The 14,480-nt window shown below is 54.1% G+C and carries 14 protein-coding genes; 6 read left to right on the forward strand and 8 right to left on the reverse strand.

Annotated elements, in window-relative coordinates:
- Nucleotides 1-259 precede the first annotated feature (259 nt).
- The 3 genes from tssJ to icmH are packed head-to-tail and all read left to right on the forward strand — an operon-like array spanning nucleotide 260 to nucleotide 2,998.
- Nucleotides 260-826 (forward strand): type VI secretion system lipoprotein TssJ, encoded by a 567-nt coding sequence (gene tssJ, locus ACFQUU_RS18285; protein WP_382249539.1) that lies wholly within the window; start codon nucleotides 260-262, stop codon nucleotides 824-826.
- A gap of 28 nt (nucleotides 827-854) precedes the next feature.
- Nucleotides 855-2,204 (forward strand): type VI secretion system baseplate subunit TssK, encoded by a 1,350-nt coding sequence (gene tssK, locus ACFQUU_RS18290; protein WP_382249540.1) that lies wholly within the window; start codon nucleotides 855-857, stop codon nucleotides 2,202-2,204.
- Complete coding sequence (gene icmH, locus ACFQUU_RS18295) at nucleotides 2,201-2,998, forward strand: type IVB secretion system protein IcmH/DotU (RefSeq protein ID WP_382249542.1); 798 nt, start codon at nucleotides 2,201-2,203, stop codon at nucleotides 2,996-2,998. Before tssK ends, icmH begins: the two co-directional genes overlap by 4 nt.
- Nucleotides 2,999-3,087: 89 nt before the next feature.
- Here icmH and ACFQUU_RS18300 read toward each other — a convergent pair whose 3' ends face one another.
- Both ACFQUU_RS18300 and ACFQUU_RS18305 read right to left on the reverse strand, forming a co-directional pair.
- Nucleotides 3,088-3,726 carry an ankyrin repeat domain-containing protein gene (locus ACFQUU_RS18300; protein ID WP_382249616.1) on the reverse strand — a complete coding sequence of 213 codons (639 nt, stop codon included), beginning with the start codon at nucleotides 3,724-3,726 and terminating at the stop codon, nucleotides 3,088-3,090.
- 87 nt (nucleotides 3,727-3,813) lie between these two features.
- Complete coding sequence (locus ACFQUU_RS18305) at nucleotides 3,814-4,593, reverse strand: TatD family hydrolase (RefSeq protein WP_382249543.1); 780 nt, start codon at nucleotides 4,591-4,593, stop codon at nucleotides 3,814-3,816.
- 155 nt (nucleotides 4,594-4,748) lie between these two features.
- Between ACFQUU_RS18305 and ACFQUU_RS18310 the strand changes: the two genes are divergently transcribed.
- The 3 genes from ACFQUU_RS18310 (at nucleotide 4,749) to ACFQUU_RS18320 (ending at nucleotide 6,933) form a co-directional block, all read left to right on the forward strand.
- Nucleotides 4,749-5,459, forward strand: coding sequence for a glutathione S-transferase N-terminal domain-containing protein (locus ACFQUU_RS18310; RefSeq protein WP_382249545.1), 711 nt, complete (start codon nucleotides 4,749-4,751; stop codon nucleotides 5,457-5,459).
- A gap of 209 nt (nucleotides 5,460-5,668) precedes the next feature.
- A complete protein-coding gene (locus ACFQUU_RS18315; RefSeq protein ID WP_382249547.1) occupies nucleotides 5,669-6,415 on the forward strand; it encodes a hypothetical protein in 747 nt (248 codons plus the stop codon).
- A gap of 230 nt (nucleotides 6,416-6,645) precedes the next feature.
- A complete protein-coding gene (locus tag ACFQUU_RS18320; protein ID WP_382249548.1) occupies nucleotides 6,646-6,933 on the forward strand; it encodes an HU family DNA-binding protein in 288 nt (95 codons plus the stop codon).
- Between the two features lie 164 nt (nucleotides 6,934-7,097).
- Here ACFQUU_RS18320 and ACFQUU_RS18325 read toward each other — a convergent pair whose 3' ends face one another.
- The 6 genes from ACFQUU_RS18325 to ACFQUU_RS18350 form a co-directional block, all read right to left on the reverse strand.
- The gene (locus ACFQUU_RS18325; RefSeq protein ID WP_382249550.1) at nucleotides 7,098-7,871 is read right to left on the reverse strand and encodes an alpha/beta hydrolase family protein; all 774 of its coding nucleotides are present in this window, start codon (nucleotides 7,869-7,871) and stop codon (nucleotides 7,098-7,100) included.
- A gap of 98 nt (nucleotides 7,872-7,969) precedes the next feature.
- Nucleotides 7,970-9,091, reverse strand: coding sequence for a YbdK family carboxylate-amine ligase (locus tag ACFQUU_RS18330; protein WP_382249551.1), 1,122 nt, complete (start codon nucleotides 9,089-9,091; stop codon nucleotides 7,970-7,972).
- Between the two features lie 4 nt (nucleotides 9,092-9,095).
- The gene (locus ACFQUU_RS18335) at nucleotides 9,096-10,280 is read right to left on the reverse strand and encodes a cation:proton antiporter (RefSeq protein ID WP_382249553.1); all 1,185 of its coding nucleotides are present in this window, start codon (nucleotides 10,278-10,280) and stop codon (nucleotides 9,096-9,098) included.
- A gap of 436 nt (nucleotides 10,281-10,716) precedes the next feature.
- A complete protein-coding gene (locus ACFQUU_RS18340; RefSeq protein WP_382249555.1) occupies nucleotides 10,717-11,106 on the reverse strand; it encodes a hypothetical protein in 390 nt (129 codons plus the stop codon).
- Nucleotides 11,107-12,051: 945 nt separating this feature from the next.
- Entirely contained in the window at nucleotides 12,052-13,386 is a 1,335-nt protein-coding gene (locus ACFQUU_RS18345; RefSeq protein WP_382249617.1) for an ATP-binding protein, read from the reverse strand.
- Nucleotides 13,386-14,045 carry a response regulator gene (locus tag ACFQUU_RS18350; protein WP_382249556.1) on the reverse strand — a complete coding sequence of 220 codons (660 nt, stop codon included), beginning with the start codon at nucleotides 14,043-14,045 and terminating at the stop codon, nucleotides 13,386-13,388. Before ACFQUU_RS18350 ends, ACFQUU_RS18345 begins: the two co-directional genes overlap by 1 nt.
- Between the last annotated feature and the right edge of the window lie 435 nt (nucleotides 14,046-14,480).

Consider the following 14,480-nt stretch of genomic DNA (forward strand, 5'->3'; position numbering starts at 1 on the left):
TCAGCGATCCAGCCGGAAATTAATTAACATATTGATAACAGCTGCGATATACTACAGGAAAGATTTATTAAAAGACAATTGTTTTGTTGATAATTATGCAGTCGTGGCCCGATGGTCATGCTAGGAAAGCTTAGTGAACTACCGATATCAAGCTAGGGCGTTGTTCGCGTGTCTGCCACGCATGCCGACGGCGGCACGTTGTGCGTGCAGTCGTGTAATCCGGAGTGCATTCCCGATTGGCTGGCGAGGAGTGGCGCTATTGATATGCATCCCACTGCTAGGCTGCTCTGCCGGGCCAAAGGGTGCGGAACTGGCCGCTAACGCATTGCTGTCAGTGGCCGGATTGAAGCTGACGGAAAAGAACACAGTACCGGTTACACGGCAGGTCTCCCTGCGGTTTGAGGCCTCGCACGACCTGAATGCCGCAGCGACGGGCCAGGGCGTTGCGACCGTTGTAAGGGTTTACAAGCTTCGCAATCAGGACGCGTTTTTATCCGCGTCCTACCGGATGTTTGGCGATACGGACAAGGAAAAAACCGTATTGGGTAACGATGTATCGGAGGTGCGCGAGTTCATTTTGATGCCCGGTCAAACCATCAGGATCAACGAGAAGCTGACTGCCGATGCCGCTTATCTTGGCGTGGCCACCTTGTTTCGCAAAGCGTCGCCACAACGCTGGCGCATGGCATTCAACGCTGTCGATGTAGAACAAGCAGGGTTGGTGCTCGGTGTGCATGCTTGCGCAATGACATCCAGTGGCGCCATACCAGTCGGCATCCGTCGCGACGACGCATTGCTTCTTTCCACCGCCCCATGCTCCGAATGAGCATTCTTCTTTTACGGTCCCACCTGTCATGAGCCGCACTACAAAAATCCTTTGGGGCGAAGGCCTCTTCCTTCGCCCACAACACTTTCAGCGCCAGGACCTTTATCACGAGGCCAGGCTTACCCGACTTGGTCGCACCGCACATCCTTATCTATGGGGTATCCGCGAAATACGATTTGACCTGGACGCACTTGGCGCGGCAATGCTCAGGCTGACTGTCATTAATGGAATGCTGCCCGATGGTGAATTCTTCCATGCACCGGAAGATGACCCATTACCGCCTCCGGTCGACCTGTCGGTCATGGAGGACATCGGGGACGGAATGACGTTCTACCTGGCTTTGCCTTACCTGCGCGACCACGGTACAAATTTCACGTCGCAGCAGGAAGCCGGCGGGCAGATATTGCGTTATTCGCAGCACGATGAACCAGCGCCGGATCTGTACACCCACGCGGTTGAAACCGGGCTGACCGTTCTGAAAAAGTCATTGCGCCTGTTGTCTGAACGCGATAATCGCGAACAATACGTAACACTACCGATCGCACGGGTTCGCATGAACAGCAGCGGAGGTTATGAACTTGACGCGTCGTTTGTTCCTCCGGCAGCGACAATACGCTCTTCCCCCTCGCTCTATCAGATGCTGCGCAACCTGCTCGACGTACTGCAGGCAAAGGCACAAGCACTGTATGGCTACCATCGGGAGCCTTCACAGAACGTGGTCGAATTTCGCTCGGGTGACATCGCCTCGTTTTGGCTGCTGCATACTGTCAATTCAGCGAGTGCCACATTGCAGCATTTCCTGCAGCATGCCGAACTGCACCCTGAAAGACTTTTCCAGGAAATGTTGCGGATTGCCGGGCAACTGCTAACCTTTTCCAAGGCACACAACCTGGCCGGACTGCCGATGTACCACCATGCGGACCCGGCGTCCGGCTTTCACCGGCTTGAAGGAATCATTCGGGAGTTGCTGGAAACCGTCATATCGTCACGTTATTTCGTTGTTCCACTCAGCGAAGTCAAACCAGCGTTCTTCCTTGGCCGGGTCGACTCGGACAAGGTTACCAGTACCGCCTCGTATTTCCTTTCTGTCAGTGCCGACATGCCGCCTGCGGAACTGGTAGAAGCCATTCCTCAGCGTGTGAAGATAGGGGCTCCGGATGATGTCGACAAGATGGTGTCTTCCGCCATGCCCGGCGTTCGCCTGATGCCGGCGCCGCAGGTTCCCGCTCCGATACCTGTGCGTCCGGGCTGCTATTACTTTTCCATCGAGCCGCGCGGCCCGCTGTATGACAGGATGATTGCATCCAGTGCCATCATGCTTTACGTGCCGGCGGTCTTTAACAATCTCAAACTTGAACTCTTTGCTGTCATCCAATGACTCTCGATATATCGCCTCTTGCAGAAGCGCCCCCTGTACCGCCTTCCCTGTTTGGCCCTGCTTCGGGGTTGCGTACTGAACCTGTACCCGCTGCCCGTTCATTGGTGGATCTGCTTCATGATGGATTCTATCTGCTGCTTTTACTGAAGAATCGCTACTTCCCTGCGGATGCGGGACACTTCTCGGCTCAGGTTCTGCAGTTGCTCGATCACTTCGAACGCAACGCACGCCGACTGAACGTTTCGGCGGAAGACGTGTACGCGGCAAAATATGCATTTTGCGCCGCTATCGACGAGGCCGTACTCGCGTCGGAGATGGCTATTCGCCATACCTGGGAACAGGCTCCGCTGCAACTAACTTTGTTCGGAGACCAATTGGCTGGAGAACATTTCTTTACCGAGCTTGATGAAGTGCGCCGCCGCGGCGAGCCGAGTGTGCAGACGCTTGAAGTGTTTTACATGTGTCTTCTTACCGGCTTCCAGGGTAAGTACATGCTCGAAAGCAAAGAGAAACTGAACTATCTCGTCGCCACACTGGACAAGGAAATAGCTCACCTTAAAGGCAAGCGGGCGCCCTTCGCGCCATACTGGAAGTCACCGGACAACGTAGTGCATCTGATTAAATCCGAGGTGCCAATGTGGGTTTTAATGGCAGCATTTGTTGGCCTCGGCGGCGCGGTCTTTGCGTGCTTGAGCTGGGCCTTGTCAGGACAGGTCAATGACACGTTGAACGCTTATTTTGACCTGATCAAGCTGACACCCAAAGTCGCACATATTACGATCAGCCTGCCTTGATGATCAGACTGCGTACTAACCCACGCCAGCTCTAAAATGCCAAATTAAGTGCCGCCGTTGAAACGGGCCAGGAGGACAAAAACGACGGATTAAAGCTTGCCAGCCTTCTTGAGCCGGTAAGTCAGACCTTCCGCAATATCCCTGAACTCATGTTTTTCCGCGAAGTCGATTGCCGTCATCCCCGCATCATTCTTGAGGGTCGCATCGGCGCCTTCATCGAGCAGCAATTTGACAGTCATTATGTGGCCGGCTCGCGCCGCCATCATAATCGGCGTTGTTTTGTTGGGCGATTCGGCGTCAATGTATGCCGACTTTTCGAGAAGAAGGCTAACGATGTCATTGTTGCCGATAGAAGCCGCATAGTGCAGGGGCGTCCATCCGGTCTTGTTGACCTCCGCACCCTTGTCGATTAGCGCCTTCACCGCGGGCAGATTTGCTTTGAAGCTCGCAATCATCAGCGCGGTGTCACCATTGCGTGCCTTGGCTTCGAGGTCGATACCCCGCGCATTGAGCAGCGCATCGAACACACCCAAGGAATTTTCACGAAGCGCCAGCATCAATCCGGTCTCACCACGTTCCGGTTCAATCAGATTTGGGTCGAGTCCGCGCGCAAGCAGGGATTTGATCGTGCGAACATCGTCGAGCTTGACGGCCCGGAAAAAATCGTCATAAGCACCCGCCCACGCCGGCATTGAAATCACAGGGGCTAGCGCAAGGCCTGCGAGCATGGCAATGCCGGCACGTCGTCCGGCGGAGAAAGTATGGGAAAAGTCGATTCTGCGCTGAGTAATTTTCACGATATCACCGTCACCACATTAGCGTGGAATGTGAAAGAGCTGGAAGAAGTTATCCGTCGTTTGCCGGGCTACCGTCTCGAGCGGGATGCCCTTCAGCTTGGCGATGAATTCGGCAACATGGCAAACCAAACCTGGCTCATTGACTTTTCCCCGGTGAGGCACAGGCGCCAGGTAAGGCGAGTCGGTTTCGATCAGCATGCGCTCAAGCGGGACCGCAGAGGCAACCGCTTGCAGTTCTTTAGCGCTCTTGAAAGTGACAATACCCGAAAACGAAATATAGAAGCCCATTGCCATGGCGGCTTCGGCGACTTCCAGTGACTCCGTAAAGCAGTGCATCACCCCGCCGGCACCACCTGCATCGGTACCAGCCTTTTCCTCGCGCATCAGACGGATCGTATCTTCAGACGCCGAGCGGGTATGAATGATCAACGGCTTGCCGGTTGCACGCGATGCACGGATATGCGTGCGGAACCGGTTCCGCTGCCACTCCAGGTCGCCTTCAAGTCGGTAATAGTCGAGGCCGGTTTCACCAATGGCGACGATCTTGGGATGATCGGACAGCTTAACAAGCTCGTCGACGGTGGGCTCAGGGGTTTCTTCATAATCCGGATGGACGCCCACCGAGGCGTAGATGTGTTCATGCTCGTTAGCAATCGCAAGCACCTCGGGAAATTCGGGCAGGTTTACCGATACGCACAATGCGTGCGTCACGCGGTTTTCCGTCATCTTGCCGAAGATTTCGGGAAGACGCGCGGCAAGCTCCGGGAAGTTGATATGGCAATGGGAATCAATATACATGATGCGTATTTTACGCTGTCGTGCCGGTGAAAGCTTGATCTGTGCAGGAACTGGAGGGCAAGGCAAGCGTTGCTAAAAAGCCTTATATTAGTTGACTTGCGTCCGGCCAATGCCGCGCTGCAGGACGACCAGGCAAATAAAGGAAAAGAACCGACATGACTTCCCTCTCCGAATTCCCCATCACCAAAAAGTGGCCCGCACGGCATCCCGACCGTATTCAGCTCTACTCGCTGCCCACACCCAACGGCGTCAAGGTTTCCATCATGCTGGAGGAAACACAGTTTCCTTACGAGCCGCATCTTGTCCGTTTCGAGGCGAATGATCAGATGTCGCCGGAATTTCTTTCGCTCAATCCCAATAACAAGATCCCGGCCATTATTGATCCTAAGGGACCCGACGGCAAACCCCTGGCCCTGTTCGAGTCCGGGGCTATCCTGCTGTATCTGGCAGACAAGAGCAGGCAATTCATTCCGGATGACGCGGCAGGCCGCTACGAGACCATTCAATGGTTAATGTTCCAGATGGGTGGTATCGGACCGATGTTCGGGCAGCTTGGCTTCTTCAATAAGTTTGCTGGCAAGGATTATGAGGACAAACGTCCGCGCGACCGGTATGTGGCGGAATCCAAGCGTTTGCTGGGCGTGCTCAATCAGCGTCTGGCTGGGCGCAAGTGGATCATGGGAGATCAATACACGATCGCCGATATGGCGATCTTTCCCTGGGTGCGCAATCTGATCGGTTTTTACGAAGCGGGTGACCTGGTCGGTATTGCCGATTTCCCACACGTTACCAACACCCTGGAAGCTTTTCTTGCACGCGATGCGGTCGCTCGTGGACTGCAGATTCCCAAGCGCGACGGTGCATGATGAAAGAAAGGCTTTCATAACAGGAAACATTTAATCCCGGCTTACTTCCTTGAGCGGGCTTGATATTTATTGGTTGAGGTGTCGCTGGACAGAACCATCACCTGCATGTGAAAGTCTGACGTGAGCAGTTAACATTGCCTGCAAGGCTTCGATAAACCGCTATGCGCCCACACCCCAGCCATCACAAAAGCATAAACATTCCTGCGCGTATGCTGGATACGACCGAGGCGGCCGACGATACGTTGCCGGTACCGCAGCCTAGCGACAACACCCTGATTCCAGGCGCCGGCGAAGTATGTTTGGCTACCACACCCGAAGAGCTTGAAGCGGTCGCGCGGTTTCGCTATGTTGTTCATGTCGAAAAAGAACGCAGCACACCTCTTGGGACGGATCATGCCAATCGCATGGTCTGGCCCACGGAACCCGGCATCCGGTCTGATTTTTATGCGTGCGATGCGAATCGACGTATTGTGGAATGTGCCAGCTTGTGGATGGATTTGCCAAGCAAGGAAACTGCGGAGCGCCTTGGGCTCGGCCGAGCGATCGCGAAAAGCCGCATACCTGTTGCCTACCTCGATGCACTGACGATCGCCCCTGATTCGCTGTGGTCACGCCGCATGGCGCGCATGCTATGCCGCATGTATTGCTTTACACGGGAGCATGGCCGCGTGGTGGGCATCACCCATTGCAATCCCGTTCTCGCATCACACTACGAAAGACTCGGACTTTATCGCTGCGGGCGTCCCATCGTACGCGATGACTTTGGCCTCCAGATTCCCATGATCCTGCTCCTTGAAGATGTTGGCCACTTCGAAAAGATCGGCTCGTTGCTGCTACCGTATGCCCGTCACTATGAGAATGATCCACTTCAGGTCGCCCGCCTGAAAAGCGATTTCGATATTCGCACGCCGTTTTTCGAGCGCACGAAGCGTCCCTTCATGCCGCCGGCGGCTTAGCGCAACTGCGCCACTAAAAAGGAAACCAAAAATTCGTGCTTCGTTACGACTATTTTAAATGGCAGCACGGTGGCAAATGAGCCCTGTATCCAGGAAAAAGATGACGCATGTGCGCGACAGCCTGCCTCCCTAAACGGGCAAACCATGCTGGCAATAGCGACAGAATGTAACTTATGAGATATATTTCCGCCTGCATTACTTTTGATTTGTTTTTTTCAACAGGAGCTTTAATGAACAAGAGCGAGATCATTGACAAGATCGCGACCGACCATGAAATCACCAAGGTCAAGGCAAAACAGATCGTTGAACAAGTCTTTGGCTTTGTTGGCAGCGACCTCAAGAAAGAAGGCCGGTTCTCCTTCCCGGATCTCGGCACATTTACCGTGTCCCAGCGTGCTGCCCGTACAGGCCGCAATCCTGCGACTGGTGAATCGATCAAGATCAAGGCATCGAAGAATGTGCGCTTCAAGGCAGCTCCGGCACTGAAGGAGCTGGTTGCCAAGGTCAAGATCAAGTAAGTCAAGACCAACAGAATGAAGTCGGGACTGCGGTTGCTGTCCCGACGTTTTTCCGCGATATCCCTGCCGTTTCCCTGCCCTCCTTAATACGGCCAGACCATTCCTTCCAGACGAGCATGACACTTCGGCGACATAGGTGCCTAATGGTCAGTGACAGGACTGTCCTACACCGCCACATCGTCTCCAAGATACCGTTTTCCCCATGCGGCGATAATATCGGCAACATATAAAGCATCGCTTCGGCGTGTCAGCAAGTGATCGGCGTCATCCAGGGAAATAAAACTTTTTGGATGCCGGGCAGACGCAAGAATATGAGTTGCATTATTCAATGGCACGGTATGGTCTTTCGGGGAATGCATGACCATGAGCGGTTTGTCCAATTGGGCGATTTTTTCCAGCAGGCGGTGTTCCGCCACATCCTCCAGAAATTGCCTCTTGATCCGGAAAGGCCGCCCCGCAAGTTTCACTTCCGCCTCACCATCGCGCTCGATATCCTTCACATGGGTGCTGAACTGAGCAACCACGTGAGACGGATCGCTTGGCGCACCAATGGTGACAACGCCGCGTACCTCCGGAATCTGGGATGCCGCAGCCAGCACTGCGGCGCCACCAAGACTGTGTCCTATCAGTAGCGACGGTGCACGATATGCGCTCCGGAGATGGTTGGTTGCGGCGAGCAGATCCTCCAGGTTGGAGGAAAAATTTGTATTGGCGAACTCGCCCTCGCTCGCACCCAGCCCCGTAAAGTCAAAGCGCAGGACCGCTATTCCGTGTCCGGTCAGTGCCTGGGCGATCCGGCTCGCCGCAAAAATATCCTTCCCGCACGTGAAGCAGTGCACAAACAGCGCAAATGCACATGGACTGTCCACAGGAAGATCAAGTCGTGCGGCGAGCTTTTGCCCGGTGCTACCTGAAAAGTCGATTTTTTCACTTGCCATGCTCATCCCCACGTCTGGTTCTGCGCGACGCGTCAGCACACGCCGGAAGGCCATCATAGCAGCTGGACAATAATGGTGTCAGGGCGCTGCCGCAGCGATCAGAAATCGTGCCGGAAGCGTTGGACAGCCGCGTCGACCATGCCTTCCGTACTTCCGCTATTGGCGCGTTCCTGGCGCAGGAAAAACGCATCGCTTCCAGCATTTGCGGTTGCATAGATATGCTCAAGCGCAAGCAGGCATTCCAGCTGCGCGGCATACGGTTCGACCTTGCGCAGCGTCGTCAGGATATCTTCTCGCACCGACAGGCTTTCATGTGACTGCGGATGAACGATGGTGCCATCCAGCCCGAAACGGCACGCCTGAAAACGGTTGTAGTTATAAACCAGGTAATCCTCTTCACGCGGCGCGGACTCCGTGCCTTCACGCAGATAGCTGCACAAGGCTTGAAGATAGCAGGCTAGCGCGGCTGCCCTTTCCACGGTCAGCGGCGTATCGCAGACACGTAATTCGATCGTCCCGTATTCCGGCTTTGGCCGGATATCCCAGTAAAAATCCTTCATGCTTTTGACGATACCGGTGCTTTCCATCTTGGAAAAGTATTCGTTCTTGAAATCTTCCCAGGTAAGCAGGAACGGCGCCCGTCCGCTCAGCGGGAAGGCGAAGACGGAATTGAGGCGGGATGAGTTGAACAAGGTATCGCGTCCCTGCACATACGGAGAAGACGCGGACAAAGCAATGAAATGCGGAACAAAGCGGTTCAATGCATGGAGGAGTTGCAGCGCCTCGTCGCCGGAACTGCATCCCACGTGCACGTGCTGGCCAAAAATCGTAAATTGTTTTGCGAGATAACCATAGAGCGTCGACACTTCCTTGAAGCGTGGCTTCGAGAAAATTTTTCGCTCCGACCATTTCTGGAAAGGATGGGTACCGCCTCCGCAGACGCCGACATTGAGCATGTCACCGGCATGGACCAGCGCATCGCGAATCTCGCGCAGTTGTGCCAGCAAGCTGTTGTAGCCGGTATGCACGTCGGTCGATACTTCGATCATGCTTTCCGTAATTTCCGGGACGACGTTGCCAGGAAATTTCCGTCGCTCCAGCAGACCTAGCATGTCTGGACTTGCCTCGACGAGATCATAATCGCTCAGGCTGACTAACTGGAGTTCAAGCTCGACCCCGAGCGTCAACGGTTTAGAAGTGCCAAATGGTTCAAGCGGCATGCTATTACTCCTCTATTTCCGATGTTTCACCAGCAAACCGCAGCGCAAGCAGCGTGAGCATGGGTCCGATCACGGCAAGGAGCAAGGTTGCCGCAGCCAGTGGCGCTAACTGATCCATCAGATCGACGCCCATTGAGCGGGTTTGCACCAATAAACCCATGACAAGTACCGACATCGGCGACATGGCCAGGCCGGTAAGCAGACCCTTGCGCCATGTCGTGCCGCTAAAGCGTGCAAACACCGTTGCGCCGAACAGTTTCGACACGAAGCGTGCCCCGAGCAGCGCCAGCGCGACGTGCACGCCGGAGACTATTCTTGGCCATGCCAGTGTGGCGCCAATGAACACAAAAAGCAGTACGGTCAGCAACTCTCCCAGAATGCCAAAATTTCGCTGTGCCTGCCCAAGAGTCACACGGCGATGCCGCACGACGAATCCAAAGCTCAGCGTCGCCAGAATTGCGGACATTTTGAACGCCTGCGCCAGCGACGCAAGCAGGATGACCGCAATCGCGAAAGCGAGTGTCGCGTCGCGCCCCAACACGCCAAGCTTGCGAAGGAGGCCGGGTACCGCATAGCCGAAAGCAACGCCGAGGGCACCGGATACAAGGAGCACCAGCAAGCTGTTGGAAACTGCATTCCAGAGGCTGCCCGAACTCTGAAAAGACCACAAACCTACGATCAAGTTGAATGCAAATACAGCGAAAAAACAGTTCAGTGCCGTCATGTGCAGTACACGCTCCGTTACCTGTCCGGAGCTGCGCTGTTCATTCACGACGCGCAATACTTCGGCTGGCGAGGTCGATACCGCCAACGCAGCCAGTAGCAAGCCAGGTAGCCCATTCATTCCAAAGTAACTCACTGCCGCATAAACGAGGACGAAGGTCATTACAGACTCAACCACGCCACTGGCGGCAATCCACCAATTGGTCCGGAGCCAACGCAAATTGATCCGATAGGCGAATTCAAAAAGAATTAGCCCAAATGCCATATTGGCGATCAGTACGACCGAGCTTTCGCTCGGGCGTGGAAGCAGCCCTACCTGCGCGTAGGAGAGAAACATACCTGTCAGGCTGTAGATGCTGATCCTTGGAAGATTCGTTCCACGATGGACGATCTCTCCGAGGACCCACGCGAGCGCAACTGCCAGAGGCCAGACAAAATCCGCACTCAACGGTAACAAATCGATCATGTGATCTCCATTTCTTTAGCGGCCGCCAAGAACGGCCACGAGAACGTGTGGCGCAAGCCGGCACGTCAATCTCAGAGGCAGTGGTACAAACTGCCAGTTCGAATGTGTTTATTGCGTATTGCGCTCTCCTTGCGAAGAGGCAAATATTCCTGTGGCATAAGTGGAGTGCATGGTATCAGACCAACCGATAGATAGGCTTGCTGTAGCCTGTCGTTGTGTCCATGCGCTTGCCATCTTCCTGAAACAAAAGCAACCAATCAAGTTCGCCGCAAGATATTACGACATCAGCTTGTGATACGACGCGCTACTTCAGGCATGGCAGTGCTGAATTGCACCTGCTACGGATATCGGCTGCCTTCAGCGGAGAAGCGTGGTGATCACGCGTTCCATGAAAGGGAAACGGCAGCCGCTTCACCGGTTTATGGCTCCGCTGTGTTCACGGCTCCTTCCGAAGCTTCAACGCATCTGCAAACTGATGAGCATGTTTTGCATTTCGCGAATGAATTAAGTTACTCACTTCCACCAGATGCTGTCCATAGGTTGCAGCAAGCGTATCGATGACAAGTGCAAATTCAGGTGTCGATGGTGCGTAGAAAAACGCTCCTGGCAAGCCATCCACTTCTGAGGCAAAGCCTGCTTGATATAACTGCCGCAACAATTCGGATGCGGCTCTTTCGTTCATGTACAGGCGTTTTGCCAGCCGCTTTCCATCCCAAGGCTGCTCCCTCTCGGTTCTGATCAATAGCATCGCTTCTAAAAAAGGTACGGTCGGGATGTAACTGACGACAAATTGACTTACCTCTTCCGGAATGTGATTTTGCTGCATAAAAGTCTTTTACACTGAGGCTTCGCACGAGCAATTGCATTGCGCAAGCAACCGGTTTCGTCTGCCTACTCCGTTATTACACTTTGGCTGCATCGCATAGGATGATACGGCCAGTGTTACCCGATATCGTGCAACATTGGGAAGCGCTTGTTTCAACGATTCTGCCTCCGACATCCCGCTCTGATGAGTCAACTTGAGAAGCAAGGCCTTTAGCTGAAAAATCGTCTTTGTGCCGGCCGATCGAGGCGTGTTCAGGGACATGCGGACCTGCACGTAAGGTGATTACAGCTAGTGCCGGAAAATGCGGGGCAGCCCGCCGGGAGATGTTCTGATAAGCAATGAATACTCGTCGTAGCCTGATCTTGTTGCGTCCAACTTATACGCGATGTTCAAAAAAATGGTCCGCCCTGATAAACAGGCGCGGACCCGAAGGGAATCCAAGCTTTCCTGCTGCGGCGACTTCATCGCGCATCTGCCCGCAAAAACCGGTTCATGCAAACAGTGACAATGTCGACGAAATCAGCGGCATGACCGCTCGGTCTACGCACTCCGACCTGGCCCAAGAACCAGATCGTCTTCCGACGCTTGCCATCATGCACGAAAATTCTTAGGCGAACCTTAAGGTTCGGGAGCGTATTGCGGGCCTGCGCAAATCTAGGCGAAAGAAGTATTTGCAAATGTCCTAAAATGATGCAGAATCTGCCTGCTGTATAAAAAAATCCATCTCAGGAGAGATGAGGAGACAACTGAAAGCCCGCGTCCGTAAGACGCGGGCTTTCCCGTTTCTGGCTACTCCTGATTGCGTTCTCCCTCCATTAAGCGGGATTCGATTTTATTGAAAGCGTCCTAGTTAGCGCTCTCGTCGAAACGCACATATATCACGCTGTGATGTATGTTGCATGCCAGAATAAATTTATTATTAGTTGAGGTTTGACGCCTTTAATGTCATGCCTGTAGCGCCATCTTTTCTTCATCCTCGCAAGCCGGAACGAGAATACTTACCTTTAGTCCGCCCAAGGTCGACTGACCAAGCTGAATCGTACCTTCATGTCGTTCCGCAATCGCCTTGACGATCGCCAGTCCCAGCCCACTCCCTCCAGCGCTGGTGCCGGGTACACGATAGAACCGATCAAACACGCGCGCACGGTTTTCTTCGGAAATCCCTGGACCTGAATCTTCTACTGTCAGCTCGACACCCGTTTCGGTGTGGTTGATAGCGGCGGCCACCTTTCCGCCATGCGGCACATACCGGACGGCATTGTCGAGCAGATTACGAATCATGACACGCAAGGCTTCGGCGTCACCTGGAACGCTTACTTCAGCAATATCGAGCATGCTGACGCTGACGTGCCGGGATGCCGCGAGCGGCCCCACATCGGCAACAGCATTTTCCATGCATGCGGTAAGGCTTACCGGCGACTGTGGATTGGGCTCCGACAATGGATCCTGTCTTGCCAGTGCGAGCAATTGTTCGACCAGTCTGGACGCGCGTTCAACCCCACCTTGGAGGCGCAAAATCGCCTGCGCTCTGGCGACGTCGTCCTTGGCACGAGTCAGTGTCTGCAACTGCAGTTTCAAGGCGGTTAAAGGCGAGCGCAGTTCATGCGCGGCGTCCGCCACAAAATGCTGCTGCGAGCGCAGTGCATTCGCCATACGCACAAGCAACGAGTTGAGTTCGGCAACCAGCAAAGATACTTCGCGCGGTACACCCTGATCGGACACGGGCGACAACGAATTGGCGTTGCGATGTGCCAGGTCATTACCGATACGATTAAGAGGACTTAGTGCCGATGTCACTACCCACCATGCCGCGGCAAACAATAACAACGAAATGGGGATGATCGGCCACAGCGAATGCATTGCAAGTGAAATCGCCCGGTCACGACGGGTTTCCATTCTTTGCGCAACCTGTATTCGGCGTGCCTGATGCTCTATCGCGTACACACGCCATACACCGTTATTAAGTGAGACTGTAGAAAATCCAACTTCGGCCTGCTGCGGGAGAAACAGGTAGGGCCGCCTTTGGAAAACCCGTACACCGTCATCACTCCATATCTGAATGACGAAATCGAAATTGGTGCTGGGCTTGGAAGAGGTGTACCACTCAGTGTCGTCCAGGCCGGTGTCCTTGAGGGCGAAAGCCATCTGTTTCATGTGGTAGTCGAACAGTTTGTTCGCTTCCTGCATCGCTTCGCGCAGTGATACGGCAAACTGCAGTGCTGCCGATCCGAGAATTGCCACTCCAAGCAGCAGGATCAGGCGAATACGCAGCGACTTCATCACGTCTTCTCCACCATGTAACCAAGACCACGTACGTTAATCACGAATTGTTGACCGAGTTTTTTACGTAGACCGTGGATATAGACTTCAATGGCATTGCTTTCGACATCACTGGACCAGCCATACAACCGTTCTTCAAGTTGGCCACGGGAAAGGATAGCGCCTGGCCTTGCAACCAGCGCATCAAGGATCGCCCATTCGCGCGAAGAAAGAATGACCTGCCTGTCCCCGACCAGCACCTGGCGCGTGGCGGCGTTGACGAGCACCTCACCATGACGATACACCGATTCTGTGTTCCCACGGGCGCGCCTGACCAGTGCATGCAGGCGTGCAATCAATTCTTCCAGATCGAATGGCTTGATCAGGTAATCGTCGGCGCCGGCTTTCAAGCCGAGCACACGTTCAGGTACTGTGTCGCGCGCGGTGACCGCCATGACCGGCGTACTATCCGAGCGGGCGCGCATACCGCGTAACAGCTCTATTCCATCCTTGCCAGGCAGGCCAAGATCCAGCAGGACGGCATCGTAGGTATGGGTCGCAAGAGCAGCCTCGGCTGCAGTCCCGTCTTTGGCCCAATCGCTGGCAATGCCTTCTCCATCCAGTGCGATCTGGATGTTTTCACCGATCATGACATCGTCTTCTACCAGGAGAATTTTCATTTTGCCATCAAAGTCACATTTGCTGCGCCCACTGCAACAGCCTGCCGAATTGTAGTTGCCGTGCGCCCTTTGCAGCAAGCGTCGTCAAGTATTCAGATAATTGATAAGCCCAGTAAGTACTGAAACGGAACAGTTTTGTCACCACCCGTCTTGCGCGCTCATGAGTGGGAGATGATCAAATGCACGTTCTCTGAAGGAACATGATGGGAGTATGGTTCGCTTGAACGACAAATTTACGCCGCAAGATAAATCATACCGTTACTATGGAGAAAAGGGTTTGCTGTCAGACCGTCGTACTCGACGGCCGTGCCTTAACTGATGGGAAAGGAGTTTGTTGCATTTGATGTTATCCATTACGGTACGACATACCATGTGCAATCACGTGAAATTGCAATGAATACAATGGCCTGTGCCGGAATGGCGCTTCCTGTCTGG

This window comes from Herbaspirillum sp. GCM10030257, from assembly GCF_042666555.1.
Lineage (GTDB): Bacteria > Pseudomonadota > Gammaproteobacteria > Burkholderiales > Burkholderiaceae_D > Noviherbaspirillum.

What these genes read in the sequence shown, in the direction of transcription:
- tssK (WP_382249540.1), top strand. Translation starts at nt 855, where the DNA reads ATGAGCCGCACTACAAAAATCCTTTGGGGCGAAGGCCTCTTCCTTCGC.
- icmH (WP_382249542.1), top strand. Translation starts at nt 2,201, where the DNA reads ATGACTCTCGATATATCGCCTCTTGCAGAAGCGCCCCCTGTACCGCCT.
- ACFQUU_RS18300 (WP_382249616.1), bottom strand. Translation starts at nt 3,726, where the DNA reads ATGCTCGCAGGCCTTGCGCTAGCCCCTGTGATTTCAATGCCGGCGTGG.
- ACFQUU_RS18305 (WP_382249543.1), bottom strand. Translation starts at nt 4,593, where the DNA reads ATGTATATTGATTCCCATTGCCATATCAACTTCCCGGAGCTTGCCGCG.
- ACFQUU_RS18310 (WP_382249545.1), top strand. Translation starts at nt 4,749, where the DNA reads ATGACTTCCCTCTCCGAATTCCCCATCACCAAAAAGTGGCCCGCACGG.
- ACFQUU_RS18315 (WP_382249547.1), top strand. Translation starts at nt 5,669, where the DNA reads ATGCTGGATACGACCGAGGCGGCCGACGATACGTTGCCGGTACCGCAG.
- ACFQUU_RS18320 (WP_382249548.1), top strand. Translation starts at nt 6,646, where the DNA reads ATGAACAAGAGCGAGATCATTGACAAGATCGCGACCGACCATGAAATC.
- ACFQUU_RS18325 (WP_382249550.1), bottom strand. Translation starts at nt 7,871, where the DNA reads ATGGCAAGTGAAAAAATCGACTTTTCAGGTAGCACCGGGCAAAAGCTC.
- ACFQUU_RS18330 (WP_382249551.1), bottom strand. Translation starts at nt 9,091, where the DNA reads ATGCCGCTTGAACCATTTGGCACTTCTAAACCGTTGACGCTCGGGGTC.
- ACFQUU_RS18335 (WP_382249553.1), bottom strand. Translation starts at nt 10,280, where the DNA reads ATGATCGATTTGTTACCGTTGAGTGCGGATTTTGTCTGGCCTCTGGCA.
- ACFQUU_RS18340 (WP_382249555.1), bottom strand. Translation starts at nt 11,106, where the DNA reads ATGCAGCAAAATCACATTCCGGAAGAGGTAAGTCAATTTGTCGTCAGT.
- ACFQUU_RS18345 (WP_382249617.1), bottom strand. Translation starts at nt 13,386, where the DNA reads ATGAAGTCGCTGCGTATTCGCCTGATCCTGCTGCTTGGAGTGGCAATT.
- ACFQUU_RS18350 (WP_382249556.1), bottom strand. Translation starts at nt 14,045, where the DNA reads ATGAAAATTCTCCTGGTAGAAGACGATGTCATGATCGGTGAAAACATC.